13 protein-coding genes are annotated in these 12407 nt (G+C 64.7%); 9 read left to right on the plus strand and 4 right to left on the minus strand.

From position 1 onward, the window contains the following. Positions 1-3 precede the first annotated feature (3 nt). Positions 4-186: a hypothetical protein gene (locus F3N42_RS01190; protein WP_150862552.1), complete on the minus strand. Its 183-nt coding sequence runs from the start codon at positions 184-186 to the stop codon at positions 4-6. An 86-nt stretch (positions 187-272) separates the two neighbouring features. Between F3N42_RS01190 and F3N42_RS01195 the strand changes: the two genes are divergently transcribed. Both F3N42_RS01195 and F3N42_RS01200 read left to right on the plus strand, forming a co-directional pair. Next, positions 273-1349: a glycoside hydrolase family 88/105 protein gene (locus tag F3N42_RS01195; protein ID WP_191621152.1), complete on the plus strand. Its 1077-nt coding sequence runs from the start codon at positions 273-275 to the stop codon at positions 1347-1349. A 48-nt stretch (positions 1350-1397) separates the two neighbouring features. Further along, complete coding sequence (locus F3N42_RS01200) at positions 1398-2522, plus strand: mechanosensitive ion channel family protein (RefSeq protein WP_150862554.1); 1125 nt, start codon at positions 1398-1400, stop codon at positions 2520-2522. On the opposite strand, the gene F3N42_RS01205 is transcribed toward F3N42_RS01200, so the two are convergent. Then, positions 2507-4270 (minus strand): N-acyl-D-amino-acid deacylase family protein, encoded by a 1764-nt coding sequence (locus tag F3N42_RS01205; protein ID WP_150862555.1) that lies wholly within the window; start codon positions 4268-4270, stop codon positions 2507-2509. The genes F3N42_RS01200 and F3N42_RS01205 overlap by 16 nt on opposite strands. 79 nt (positions 4271-4349) lie before the next feature. Between F3N42_RS01205 and F3N42_RS01210 the strand changes: the two genes are divergently transcribed. The 7 genes from F3N42_RS01210 (at position 4350) to F3N42_RS01240 (ending at position 11177) form a co-directional block, all read left to right on the plus strand. Then, positions 4350-5441 carry a serine hydrolase domain-containing protein gene (locus F3N42_RS01210; RefSeq protein ID WP_191621153.1) on the plus strand — a complete coding sequence of 364 codons (1092 nt, stop codon included), beginning with the start codon at positions 4350-4352 and terminating at the stop codon, positions 5439-5441. A gap of 126 nt (positions 5442-5567) precedes the next feature. Then, the gene (locus tag F3N42_RS01215) at positions 5568-6620 is read left to right on the plus strand and encodes an SAM-dependent methyltransferase (protein WP_150862601.1); all 1053 of its coding nucleotides are present in this window, start codon (positions 5568-5570) and stop codon (positions 6618-6620) included. Continuing rightward, positions 6617-7402 carry a DUF1295 domain-containing protein gene (locus F3N42_RS01220; RefSeq protein ID WP_150862557.1) on the plus strand — a complete coding sequence of 262 codons (786 nt, stop codon included), beginning with the start codon at positions 6617-6619 and terminating at the stop codon, positions 7400-7402. Before F3N42_RS01215 ends, F3N42_RS01220 begins: the two co-directional genes overlap by 4 nt. After that, complete coding sequence (locus tag F3N42_RS01225; protein ID WP_150862602.1) at positions 7402-7929, plus strand: lipocalin family protein; 528 nt, start codon at positions 7402-7404, stop codon at positions 7927-7929. The genes F3N42_RS01220 and F3N42_RS01225 overlap by 1 nt, the downstream gene beginning before the upstream one ends. After that, positions 7926-9203: an NAD(P)/FAD-dependent oxidoreductase gene (locus tag F3N42_RS01230; protein ID WP_150862558.1), complete on the plus strand. Its 1278-nt coding sequence runs from the start codon at positions 7926-7928 to the stop codon at positions 9201-9203. Before F3N42_RS01225 ends, F3N42_RS01230 begins: the two co-directional genes overlap by 4 nt. Continuing rightward, positions 9172-9939: a DUF1365 domain-containing protein gene (locus F3N42_RS01235; protein WP_150862559.1), complete on the plus strand. Its 768-nt coding sequence runs from the start codon at positions 9172-9174 to the stop codon at positions 9937-9939. The genes F3N42_RS01230 and F3N42_RS01235 overlap by 32 nt, the downstream gene beginning before the upstream one ends. Next, positions 9939-11177 (plus strand): SAM-dependent methyltransferase, encoded by a 1239-nt coding sequence (locus F3N42_RS01240; protein ID WP_150862560.1) that lies wholly within the window; start codon positions 9939-9941, stop codon positions 11175-11177. The genes F3N42_RS01235 and F3N42_RS01240 overlap by 1 nt, the downstream gene beginning before the upstream one ends. Here the strand turns inward: F3N42_RS01240 and F3N42_RS01245 are convergent, their stop codons facing one another. Both F3N42_RS01245 and F3N42_RS01250 read right to left on the minus strand, forming a co-directional pair. Next, a complete protein-coding gene (locus F3N42_RS01245) occupies positions 11178-11840 on the minus strand; it encodes a DUF6134 family protein (protein WP_150862561.1) in 663 nt (220 codons plus the stop codon). Then, positions 11837-12346 carry a DUF2878 domain-containing protein gene (locus F3N42_RS01250; protein ID WP_150862562.1) on the minus strand — a complete coding sequence of 170 codons (510 nt, stop codon included), beginning with the start codon at positions 12344-12346 and terminating at the stop codon, positions 11837-11839. The genes F3N42_RS01245 and F3N42_RS01250 overlap by 4 nt, the downstream gene beginning before the upstream one ends. Positions 12347-12407: the final 61 nt, after the last annotated feature.

A 12407-nucleotide genomic window follows, 5' to 3' on the forward strand; every position in this document is an offset into this window, starting at 1 on the left:
CCGTCAGCCGCCGACCCGGCGTGAACGCAGGAACGGGTTGCGGTAGTCCCGTTTGTCAGCGCTGGACTCACACGTCGTGTCCGCGTGGGTCGTTGCCGATGTGTCCGTGCTGGCACCGTGATACGAACAGCCGGTTCCGTGGGCGACGATGACGCACAGCCCGAATATTTTCAGGGAAGTTTTCATGGTTAATGTCCTGGTAATGTTTTCAACGAGATGCATTCTGCTCGTGCGCCGTTTGACCGACCGTAGCGCTACCGTGGCAACGCCCGTTGAAATTCCACGTTCGGGGCAAAGCGTTGTTCCAGGGTGTAATGCTGGCGGTCGGGCTGTCGGGCGGGGGATTTGCCGGGCCGGCTCTTGCGTCGGACCCGGCAGACATTGGCGAGTTGCTCAGCCGCAACCTGTTGGCCCGCGACTACATGTTCTACGGCGATGAAGCATTGCATTACGCCGAGGCTGCGGCGGCCGTAGGCGCCTTGCGTTACGCGGATATTGCCGATGACGCGGATCTTGAGCAGGCGCTGGTTGATCGCTACGCGCCGTTGCTGGATAACAACAGCGAACTGGTCAGTCGCCGGGCGCACGTGGATATGAGTGTGCTTGGCATCGTGCCGTTGCAGATCGCCATCCAGACGCGGTCGGAGCCCCACCTGGTGCAGGGCCTGACCTTCGCGGATCGCCAGTGGGCCAACCCCCTTGAAGACGGCCTGACCGCGGAAACCCGCTGGTGGATCGACGACCTCTACATGGTCGGCATGCTGCAGATCCAGGCGTATCGCGCGACGGGCGAACCGAAATATGCCGACCGGGCCGCGCTGCAGTTGTCCGCTTACCTGCCCAGGCTGCAGCATGACAGCGGCCTGTTCTGGCACAGCCCGGATGTCCCGATCTTCTGGGGGCGTGGTAACGGCTGGGTCGCCGTGGTGATGGCCGAGGTGCTGGCTGCATTGCCCGCCGACCACCCGCTGCGCCCGGAGATCCTCGTTCGGTACCGGAAAATGATGAATGCGCTGCTGCCTTACCAGGATGAAAACGGCATGTGGCGGCAGGTTGTCGATGAACCCGGGTTCTGGCCGGAAACATCGGGCACGGCCATGTTCGCCTATGCGATGGCGACCGGTATTGATTCCGGCCTGCTCGATTCGGCAACGTTCGAACCCGTCGTCAAGGCGGCGTGGAGTGGCCTCTCCGGCTACATCGACGCCGATGGCAACGTGGGGGAAGTCTGCGTGGGCACCGCCAAGAACAATGACCTGCAGTTCTACATGGATCGGCCGCGCGTGTCCGGTGATATGCACGGACAGGCGCCCGTGCTATGGCTTGCCGTGGCGCTCGACGCTCCCTGACGGGCCCTTACCCTTGTAATCCACGGTCGTTGGTTCCATGCAATAGGGATGCAGGAACAATCCGAATCGACAAGTGCGGTGACCGGTTTCTTTGACCGGTCGGTTGAATTCTTCCAGCGCCACGGTCACGAGGACTGGCTTCTGGCGGCCGGTGTTGCCGTCGCGACCTGGCTGGTACTGCGAGGCATCCTGTGGGTGCTCAACCGCTACCTTTCCAGGGTGGCGGACAAGACGTCGACGCGCTGGGACGACAATTTTGTTGCCGCGCTGAAGAAAACCCGTTTCTGGTTCCTGGTGATTATTGCGACCTGGACAGGGTCACTGACGATGGCGCTGGCCGAAGGCCCGCGTTCGGTGATTAACACGCTGTTGGTGCTTGCCCTGATTATCCAGGGCGGTTTCTGGATCAACAGCATGCTGAAGGCCGAGGTTAAACGTCACCGGGCCTATGCGCGGGAGAACAACCCCGGCTCGGTGTCGACGATCTCCATGGTCGGCTTCGTGGTCCAGCTGGTGCTGTGGTCGACCGTGGTGCTGCTGTTGCTGGACAACCTGGGTGTCGATATCACGGCACTCGTGGCCGGGCTTGGCATTGGTGGTGTCGCCGTGGCGCTGGCCGTGCAGAATATCCTGGGTGACCTGTTCGCGTCGCTTTCCATCGTTATCGACAAGCCGTTTGTCGTCGATGATTTCCTGGTGGTCGGCGACTTCCTGGGCAGCGTCGAACACATCGGCCTGAAGACCACACGGCTGCGCAGCCTGTCCGGCGAACAGCTGGTTTTTTCCAACAATGACCTGCTGACCAGCCGCATTCGCAACTATGGCCGGATGGCCGAGCGTCGCGTGGTGTTCAGCCTGGGCGTGACGTACCAGACGCCGATCGAGAAGCTCAAACTGATCCCGAATATCGTCAGGGAAGCGGTCGAAGCGGAAGACAACACCCGCTTCGACCGGTCCCATTTCATGAAATACGCCGACTTCTCGCTTAATTACGAGTCGGTGTTCTATGTCGGCTCGCCGGACTACAACATCTACATGGACATCCAGCAGGCGATCTTCTTCCGTATCCACGAACGGTTTGCCGAAGAGGGCATCGAGTTCGCATACCCGACGCAGACCCTCTATGTCAGCCGGGAAGACGGCGAACGCGAGGGCGATCAGTCGGCGTCATAGCCCGGGCCGCGAATGAACCGCCCCGGGGTTGCGCCGGTGTGCTCGCCGTCGCGCAGTACCGGAACACCGTTGACGAGCACATCGCGAACGCCGGTGGCGTACTGCTGCGGCTCGGCGAACGTGGCGTGGTCGGCGATGGTGGCCGGGTCGAACACCACGATGTCGGCAAAGTAGCCTTCTTCCAGCGCGCCGCGGTCGGTGATCTTCAGGTTGGCGGCGGGGAAGGTCGTCAGGCGGCGGATGGCCTCGGGTAGCGTGATGACCTGTTCTTCGCGCACATACTTGCCCAGCAGCCGGGCCACGTTGCCATAAGCGCGCGGGTGCGTGCTGGACAGCAGGAACACGCCTTCAGGCGCGCTGGACTCGGCGTCTGAACCGAAGGCCATCCAGGGCAGGGCGATCTTCTTCTTAACGTTCTCTTCCGACATGATGAAGTACACCGTGCCGACGCGGCTCTCGTCCTCGATGACCAGGTCCATCATGGTGTCGATGGGGTCGGTGCCGCGCATTTGCGCCACTTCTGCCAGTGTCTTGCCGGTCAGCGGCTTCAGTTCCGGGTTCTTGAAGCCGATCAGGATCAGGCCCTCGGCGCCGCCGGCGGCCAGGTACAGGTTTTCCCACTCGTCGCTGGGTGTGGTGATTTCCTCGTGCATCTTCGCGCGGATTTCCGGGTCTTTCAGGCGCTCGATCCATTGCGCGTCGCCGCCTTCCTGCACCCAGGGCGGCATCGAGGCGTCCAGCCCGGTGGCGCCGGCGGTGTAGTTGTACATGTCGGCGGTGATGTCCAGGCCCTCTGCGCGGGCGGCCTCGATCATATTGATGGCCTGGTCCATCTTGGCGTGGTTATCGATGCCCGCCGCCTTCAGGTGGTAGACCTCGGCGCCCAAACCGGCCTCGCGGCTGATGGTGATCAGCTCTTCGAGTGCTTCCAGGAACTTGGCGCCTTCGCTGCGCATGTGCGAGATGTAGCGGCCGCCGTACTCGGCGGCGACTTCGCTGAGCGCGATCAGTTCGGCGGTATCGGCGTAGAAGGCCGGCGCGTAGATCAGCGATGAGCCGACGCCCATGGCGCCTTCTTCCATCGCGTCGCGCACCAGCTGGCGCATGCGGTCGAGCTCTTCGGGCGTCGGTGCGCGGTCCTCGTAGCCCAGTTCGTGAATGCGGATGGTGGTGGCGCCCACAAACGAGGCCACGTTGGGCGAGATGCCTTTCTCTTCCAGGAACTCAAAGTAACCGCCGAACGTGGTCCAGGGGATGTCGTACTTGATGTCCCATTGCTGCTTCAGGGCCTCTTCGCGCATCGATTCGTTGATGGGGCCCATGGTCCAGCCCTCGCCCATCACCTCCAGGGTCACGCCCTGGCGGATGTCGCTCTGCGACTTGCCATCCTCGATCAGCGACTCGGTGGCCCAGCTGAGCATGTTGATGAAGCCGGGCGCGACGGCCAGGCCGGTGGCGTCGATGGTGGATTCCGCGCTGCCCAGGTCGCTGCCTATGGCGACGATGCGGTCGCCTTCAACCGCGATATCCGCGCTGTAGGGTTCACCGCCGTGACCGTCGTACACGGTGCCGCCGGAGATTAGCAGGTCAAACTGTGGCGGCGCAGGGGTTGCAGCCTGCTCGACAGGCTCTTGCTTGCCGCAAGCGGCCAGGGCGAACAGCGATACGGCGACCAGTGATGACAACAGCGGCAGTTGGCGGGGGGTGTGCGGCACGGAACGTTCCTTGTGATGGTTGTGATGACTCATTGTAAGCACACTCTCCCGCGCCACGCGCTTTTCATCTATGGTGACGGCAGTGAAATGACAGGAGTGCGAGATGAATCCGATGGGTCGACGTTTTCTGGCCTGCGTTGCCCTGACGTTGTGCCTGCTGGCACCGGTCGTGGCACAGGCACGTGATCTGTCCCACACCGCCCGTGCGGAGGCCGTCGCCAGTGCGTTTTTTGAGCAATCGGGCTCGCCGGGGTTGGCGGTATCCGTGGGCCTGAACGGCCAGCTGGCCTGGTCCGCCGGCTATGGCATGGCCGACCTGGAGCAGGGTGTTTCGGTGGACCCGGCGACGACGAAGTTTCGTATTGGCAGCGTCATCAAGCCGATGACCGCGGTAGCCATCGCCCAGCTGGTCGAGGCCGGTAAGATCGACCTGGACGCGCCGGTGCAGGCGTATGTGCCGGCCTTCCCGCTGAAATCCGCGCCCGTGACCACGCGCGGCCTGCTGGCCCACCTGGCGGGCATTCGCCATTACGCCGGCGACGAGTTCATGCTTCGTGAGCGCTACGACACCGTGGATGCCGGGCTGGCGATCTTCATGAATGATCCTTTGGTCAACGCGCCGGGCAGCGCCTACGTGTACTCGTCCTACGGCTACAACCTGCTGGGCGCGGTCATCGAGGGCGCGTCCGGGCAGGACTACCTCGCCTACATGCGTGACCACGTGACCGGGCCCATGGGCATGAACGATACGGAGCCGGACTGGTTGGCACCGATTATTGCCGGCCGTGGCCGTTACTACGTCCAGCGGGACGGTGAAATCTTCAACGCGCCGGAGGTCGACAACAGCTACAAGTGGGCCAGCGGCGGTTATGTCGGCACCAGCGAAGACCTGGTTCGCTTTGGCCTGGCCATGCTCCACCGGCCCGGATTGAGCGAGCAGACGCTGGACACATTCTGGACCGAGCAGTCGACGACCGGCGGCGAGCCCACGGGCTATGGCCTGGGCTGGCGGGTAACCCGAGATGACGCCGGGACACTCTGGATCGGCCACGGCGGCGGTTCCGTGGGCGGCACGACCACGTTCTGGTTCCAGCCTGAAACCGGGTTCGTGCTCGCGGCCATCAGCAACCTGTCGCAGTTCGACTTTGGCACCTTGCCGGCCGAGCTGTCCGCCGCCTTCACGGAGACCATGCCGGATCCTTGACGCCCCGTTCACAACGGCGCGGGTAACGTCGTCACCTGGATAAGGCGCCTGCCGCGCCCCGGAGACAACGACGTGAGCAGTATCAGCGAGACCCAGGCACAGGGCACATACTTCACCGAGCGGGCCATGGCCTGGGCGGAAGCGGGGCGTGTGCCCGATGCGCTGGTCCGTGCCGGCATTCGCCACCTGTGTCGCCGTCGCCTGGCCGACATCGGCGCCGACCGCGACGACCTCGCCGACCAGCGGACGGAACGTTTCGCCAGGCAGATGTCCGCCTCGCCGATCGCACTGGTGCCCGACCTGGCCAATGAGCAGCACTACGAGGTGCCGTCGGCGTTCTTCGACCTGGTGCTGGGGACCCATCGCAAGTACAGCTGCGCCTGCTGGGATGAAGGCATCACCCACCTGGACGCCGCCGAGGCGCGGGCGCTGGAGGTCACCTGCGAGCGTGCCGCCCTCAGTGATGGCATGGACATCCTGGACCTGGGGTGCGGCTGGGGAACGTTGTCCTTGTGGATGGCCGAGCGCTATCCCGCCAGCCGGATCCTGGCCGTCAGCAACTCTGCGCCCCAGCGCAGGCATATCGAAGCGGAAGCCGCGCGTCGCGGCCTGGGCAACCTGCAGGTTGTCACCGCCGACATGAACCATTTCCAGCCGGAACGGCGCTTCGATCGCGTTGTTTCGGTGGAGATGTTTGAACACATGCGCAACCAGGCGCGGCTGATGGAGCGTATTGCCGGCTGGTTGCGCCCCGGCGGCCAGTGTTTCATCCACGTGTTCTGCCATCGCAGCACGCCGTATGCCTTCGAGGACAACGGTCCGGGTGACTGGATGAGCCGGCATTTCTTCTCCGGCGGTATCATGCCCAGCGCAGACCTGTTGCCGCGCTTCCAGCAGCACCTGAAGCTGCGGCGGCGGTGGAGCTGGAGCGGCCGCCACTACCAGCGAACATCAAACGCCTGGCTGGCAAACCTGGACGCGCGGCGCGAGCAGGTTCGCGATGTGCTGGTACCGGTTTACGGGGCCGACCAGGTCGAGCGCTGGATTGGCCGCTGGCGCATTTTCTTCATGGCCTGCGCGGAACTGTTCGGCATGAATGACGGCCATGAATGGTTCGTCAGCCACTACCGTTTCGGCCGCCAGGCCGACAGCCCCGACCGCACGGCAGCACCGTCATGATCGACTGGACACTGTATGGCGTGGTCCTGGCCGCGCTGCTGGCCTTTGCCATCCTGGCGTGGCTGTTCAGCCTGGTACGAAATGACGTCAGCATCGTCGACAGTTTGTGGTCATTGATGATCCTGGGCTGTGCGGCGGGCTACGCCGCTCTCGCTGGTGACATCAGTGGGCGCGGCATCCTGTTGCTGGTCATGGCCGGGGCATGGGCCTTCAGGCTGAGCGCCTATATCACCTGGCGCAACCACGGTGAAGGCGAGGACCGGCGCTACCGGGCCATGCGTGAACGGCGCGGGCCATCATTCCGTTACTCCAGCCTGTATATCGTCTTCGGCCTGCAGGCCGTGCTCGCCTGGGTCATCGCCCTGCCGCTGGTCGCCGGCGTGGCCAGCCAGGCGCCGCTGGGCTGGCTGGACCTGGCCGGCGTGCTCACCTGGGCGGTGGGGTTCGCGTTCGAAGCCATCGGCGACGCGCAGATGGCCCGCTTCCAGGGCGACCCCGCCAATCGTGGTGAGGTCCTGGACACGGGCTTGTGGCGCTACACACGCCACCCGAACTACTTTGGCGAGTGCGTCCTGTGGTGGGGGTTCTTCCTGCTTGCCGCCGGAGGAGGCGCCGCCTGGACCGTGGTGTCGCCGGTGCTGATGACGCTGCTGTTGCTGAAGGTTTCCGGCGTCAGCCTGCTGGAAAAGGACATCGGCGAGCGACGCCCCGCGTACGCCCGCTACGTCCGCCAGACCAATGCATTTATCCCCGGGCCGGCCCATTCGGAACCGGCATCGTGATGGCGCGCGGGGCAGGGCGCTGGTTCGCATGGCTGCCCGCCGTGCTGGTGCTGGTGGGCTGTGGTGGCCGACCGACGCTGGAGCCGGTCGACCAGGTCGACCTGCCGCGTTTCATGGGTGACTGGTACGTCATCGCGCACATTCCCACGTTTGTCGAGGACGAGGCCTACAACGCGGTCGAATCGTACCGCCTGGAGCCCGACGGCAGCGTGGCGACCACGTTCACGTTCAACCAGGGCGGCTTCGATGGAGAGCTAAAGGAGATGAACCCGCGCGGCTTTCCGGACCCGGCGCAAAACAACGCGGTCTGGGGCATGCAGTTCATCTGGCCGTTCAAGGGCGACTACCGTGTCGCCTACCTGGACAACGATTACTCGATCACGATCATAGGCCGCAACAAGCGCGATTACGTTTGGCTGATGTCGCGCTCGAAAACGATGCCGGAGGCGCGCTATCGCGACATGGTCGATCGCATCGAGGCCATGGGTTACGACATTTCCGAACTGCGCCGGGTGCCGCAGCGATGAAGGTGGCCGTGGTGGGTACCGGCATCGCCGGCAACGTGGCCGCGTGGAAACTGTCGCAGCAGCACCAGGTGACGGTGTTCGAGGCCGACCAGCGCATCGGCGGCCACAGTCACACGGTCGATGTTGAACTGGACGGCCGGCACTTCGCCGTCGACACCGGGTTTATCGTTTTCAACGACCGCACCTACCCGAATTTCGTCGAGCTGCTGGATCAACTGGGTGTGGCTTCGCGGCCCACCGAGATGAGCTTCAGTGTTCGCGATGATCGCGCCAACCTGGAGTACAACGGCACGTCGCTGAACGCGCTGTTCGCACAGCGCGGCAACCTGGCACGCCCGGCGTTCTGGAAAATGATCGCCGACATCCTGCGGTTTCACCGCGAAGCGCCTGCCGTGCTGGCGGCGGACGCGGAAGACATGGCGCTGGATGAGTGGCTGGCCCGGGGCGCCTACGGCACGACCTTTCGAAACCGCTACATCCTGCCCATGGGCTCCGCCATCTGGTCGTCGTCACGCGACGAGATCGGGCGCATGCCGGTGCGATTCTTCGTGCGGTTCTTCAACAACCACGGCCTGCTGTCGGTCCGCAACCGGCCCACCTGGCGGGTCATCGAGGGCGGCTCGCGAAATTACGTCGACCCGCTGGTGGCGGGGCACCGTGACCGAATCCGCCTGGGCGCGCCGGTACAGGCAGTGCGCCGCCTGCCCGGGCAGGTCATGGTCAAGGCCAGGGGTTGCGAGGCGGAGACTTTTGACCACGTGTTCCTGGCCTGTCACAGCGACCAGGCACTGGCCATGCTGCAGGACCCCAGTCGCGCCGAGCGGGAGGTGCTGGGCGCCATTCCGTACCGGCGCAACGAGGCCGTGCTGCACACCGATAGCGCCGTGCTGCCACGGCGGCGCCTGGCCTGGGCCGCCTGGAACTATCACCTGGACAGCGACCCGGATCGGCCGGCCGCGGTTACCTACAATATGAATATCCTCCAGCACTTGCGCGCGCCGGAGGCGGTTTGCGTCAGCCTGAACCATACCCAGGCTATCGATGAGTCACGGGTGCTGGGCGCGTGGCACTACGCCCACCCGGTGCTGGGCCCGGCCTCGATCGCCGCGCAGGCGCGGCACCAGGAAATCAACCAGGGGCGGCGCACCAGTTTCTGCGGCGCGTACTGGCGCAATGGCTTTCACGAGGACGGCGTGGTCAGCGCACTGGACGCCGTCAGGCACTTCGAACAGGACCCGGCGCATGTTGAGCGCGATCTACAGCGGACGGGTTGAGCATTGCCGGTACACACCGGTGGAGCATGCCTTCACCTACCGGCTGTTCATGCTCTACCTGGACCTCGATGAACTCGACCGGGTATTCGCCGGCCGCTGGCTCTGGTCAACCCGGCGCTCGGCGCTGGCGCGTTTTCGCCGCGCCGACCACCTGGGCGACCCGGAACGCCCGCTGGCGGACTGCGTGCGCGACCGCGTGGCGGCCGACACCGGCTTCCGTCCCGAAGGCCCCATTCGCCTGCTCACGCACCTGCGCTACTTCGGCTACGGTTTTAACCCGGTGAGTCTCTACTATTGTTTTGGCGCTAATGAATGCCTGGAAGCGGTGGTCGCCGAGGTCAACAACACGCCCTGGGGCGAGCGCTGCGTCTACGCCCTGCGCTGCAATGGCAGTGGCCGGCCGGGCACCGTCGCGCATTTTCACCCGCAAAAGCGCATGCATGTCTCGCCCTTCATGCCGATGTCGCTGCGGTATGACTGGCACCTGCTGGTCCCGGGCGAACGCCTGGGCGTTCACATGGGCCTGCGTGACGGTCACGAGCGGCTGTTCGATGCGCGCCTGGATCTTGAGCGGCAGCCCATCAATGGCAGGACGCTCGCGGGCGCGCTCACACGCTTTCCCCTGATGACGACGCAGGTCATCACCGGCATTTACTGGCAGGCGCTGAAATTGTGGTTGAAGGGCGTCCGCGTTTACGATCATCCGGACAAACGCCGGAACCTGGAGCGCGCCTGATGAAATCGGTCAGCCTGTCCTCCGGCCGTCACCTGGCCGGGACCCCCAAGCCAAGGATGCTGGAGCGCCTGGCGCGCAGGGCCGTGCGCCGGCAGTTGCAGGCGCTCGAGCATGGCCAGTTGCGGCTGGAGGAGGGCGATCAACGCGACACCTTTGGTGAGCCGGACGTGGGTCCGGTCACCTTAACCGTGAACGATCCGGTGTTCTGGTCCGATATCGCCTTTGGCGGTTCCATCGGTGCCGGCGAGGCCTACATGGCCGGCGGCTGGGACTGTGACGACCTGGTTGGCCTGGTCCGCCTGTTGCTGCGTAACCGCCACGTCCTGGAGGGCATGGAGAGCGGCGGCGCCCGGCTGACCGCGCCGCTACAGCGGCTGTTTCACCGTATCAACCGCAACAGTCGCCAGGGCGCGCGCCGGAACATCGCCGCCCATTACGATGTCGGCAACGACTTCTTCGCGCTCTGGCTGGATGACACCATGATGTACTCCAGCGCCGTGTTCAGCCGTCCGGACATGACGCTGGGCGAGGCGCAAATCGAACGATTAAAGCTGGTTTGCGAACGTTTGCAACTGCAGCCGGACGACCACCTGCTGGAGATCGGCACGGGTTGGGGCGGGCTCGCCATCTACGCGGCCAGTGAGTATGGCTGCCGGGTTACGACGACCACGATCAGCGCCGAGCAGCATGCCCTGGCCACCCTGCGTGTCGCCGAGGCCGGCCTGCAGGACCGGATTACCATTCTGCAGAGCGACTACCGCGACCTGGCCGGGCAGTACGACAAGCTGGTCAGCATCGAGATGATCGAGGCCATTGGCTGGCGCCAGTACGACACCTATTTCCGCCAGTGCCGCGACCTGCTCAGGCCCGGCGGCAAGGCGCTGATCCAGGCCATCACCATCGCCGAGGCGCGCTACGAGCAGGCGAAACACTCGGTGGATTTCATCCAGCGCTACATCTTTCCCGGTGGCGCCTTGCCATCGGTCAGCGCCATGGTGTCATCGGTAGCCCGGCAGCGGCATCTGGATGTCGTTGGGCTGCATGATATCGGCCTGCACTACGCGGAGACGCTGCGGCACTGGCGCGAGCGTTTCGAAGCGAAGCTGGATGCTGTGCGTGGGTTGGGCTACTCAGAAACCTTCATCCGCATGTGGCGCTACTACCTGTGTTACTGCGAAGGGGCCTTCCGGGAACGCGCCATCAGTGATGTGCACCTGGTCTTCGACAAGACCGGCTAATCAACCTGAGCTGACTGGAACATAGCGTATCGTGCGGCCGCCCGGGGCCGGGGCCTGCAGCCCGATCCAGCGGCCGTCGTCCGGGGTGTGCCACACCGTGATTTCCCCGTCCGACCAGTTTAGCTCCCGGCGTTCCGCCACGACTTCGTCGCCGTTAAGCGCCAACCTGTCCGGCATCGCCTGGCTGACGGTCACGTCAACCGTTTCGCCGGTCTGGGCGTTGATCATCGGCCCGGAGCGGAGCGCATCGACATCCCAGTACGCGAAGGTCCTGGCGCACCCCTGCAGCGTGTAATCGGACCCCTGGGCCCGGCTGATGGCGACCGCGCCCTCGGCGTGGCGTACATCGACACGGTGCTCGTCACCGTCATCATCGGTACTGGATTGCAGCGCCATCAGGCAGTCGTCCTGCCAGGTTTCAACATTGTCGTGTCGGTAGCGATAGGCGGTCAGGACCCACCAGGAGACTTCGAATCGGGCCTCGATGTGGACCCGGGTCGTATCGCCTTCGGCGTGAACATCGAACCGGTGATGACCGATCTCCCGGTCGTCGAGGTAGACCTGGAAGTGTAGGGACTCGGTCAGTACCGGGTCGCTGGCAGTCGCGGTTGTGGACGCCACCAGCGCCAACATGACGGCGTGGCAGCCTGCCTGGCGCATCATGCCGGGGACGCCTGCCGTGGCGCGGACAGACCCACAAGCAACGGCAGCAGCACGGCCCAGCCGGCGGCGATCACGGCGAGCGCCGCGGTCGGGTGAGTGAACACGACGGCGCCCAGCTTTTCACCGGCGACGAAGGCCAACGGGCCGCCGACGGCGCCCAGGGCCGCGGCCAGCAGGGGGCGCTGGCGAATCCACGCCAGGCTGTAGTGAATGGTGCAGGCGAAATTGGCCCACAGGGCGATCATCCACAGCGGTGCCAGGCTGCCCGGCCCCGGGGCGGTCGGGTAGGCCACCAGCCCGGTGGCAAGCAGCCCGGTTTCCCAGGCCGTGCCTATCAGGACTGCCGCCAGCAGGGTACGAAGCTCGCGCTGCCGCTGGCTCGCCGCCACCAGGTGGGCGGTGACAATCAGCGTCACCGCCAGAACGCCGACCCAGGGTTGTCCCTGTGCGGCGAACCAGACGCAGGCCAGCCAGCCGATGTTGTAGAGCAGGAAATTCTTGATCATGGTGATACGTTGCCGGGTTTTTGGATGGCCCCAGATTGCGCCTGTGCCGGTGAAGGCGGTG

This window comes from Marinihelvus fidelis (assembly GCF_008725655.1).
GTDB classification, from domain to species: Bacteria; Pseudomonadota; Gammaproteobacteria; order Xanthomonadales; family SZUA-36; genus Marinihelvus; species Marinihelvus fidelis.

Excerpts from the sequence above, each read along its gene's own strand:
- F3N42_RS01235 (WP_150862559.1), top strand. The coding sequence starts at position 9,172 with ATGTTGAGCGCGATCTACAGCGGACGGGTTGAGCATTGCCGGTACACA.
- F3N42_RS01245 (WP_150862561.1), bottom strand. The coding sequence starts at position 11,840 with ATGATGCGCCAGGCAGGCTGCCACGCCGTCATGTTGGCGCTGGTGGCG.
- F3N42_RS01190 (WP_150862552.1), bottom strand. The coding sequence starts at position 186 with ATGAAAACTTCCCTGAAAATATTCGGGCTGTGCGTCATCGTCGCCCAC.
- F3N42_RS01210 (WP_191621153.1), top strand. The coding sequence starts at position 4,350 with ATGGGTCGACGTTTTCTGGCCTGCGTTGCCCTGACGTTGTGCCTGCTG.
- F3N42_RS01250 (WP_150862562.1), bottom strand. The coding sequence starts at position 12,346 with ATGATCAAGAATTTCCTGCTCTACAACATCGGCTGGCTGGCCTGCGTC.
- F3N42_RS01215 (WP_150862601.1), top strand. The coding sequence starts at position 5,568 with ATGGCCTGGGCGGAAGCGGGGCGTGTGCCCGATGCGCTGGTCCGTGCC.
- F3N42_RS01205 (WP_150862555.1), bottom strand. The coding sequence starts at position 4,270 with ATGAGTCATCACAACCATCACAAGGAACGTTCCGTGCCGCACACCCCC.
- F3N42_RS01220 (WP_150862557.1), top strand. The coding sequence starts at position 6,617 with ATGATCGACTGGACACTGTATGGCGTGGTCCTGGCCGCGCTGCTGGCC.
- F3N42_RS01240 (WP_150862560.1), top strand. The coding sequence starts at position 9,939 with ATGAAATCGGTCAGCCTGTCCTCCGGCCGTCACCTGGCCGGGACCCCC.
- F3N42_RS01225 (WP_150862602.1), top strand. The coding sequence starts at position 7,402 with ATGGCGCGCGGGGCAGGGCGCTGGTTCGCATGGCTGCCCGCCGTGCTG.
- F3N42_RS01200 (WP_150862554.1), top strand. The coding sequence starts at position 1,398 with ATGCAGGAACAATCCGAATCGACAAGTGCGGTGACCGGTTTCTTTGAC.
- F3N42_RS01230 (WP_150862558.1), top strand. The coding sequence starts at position 7,926 with ATGAAGGTGGCCGTGGTGGGTACCGGCATCGCCGGCAACGTGGCCGCG.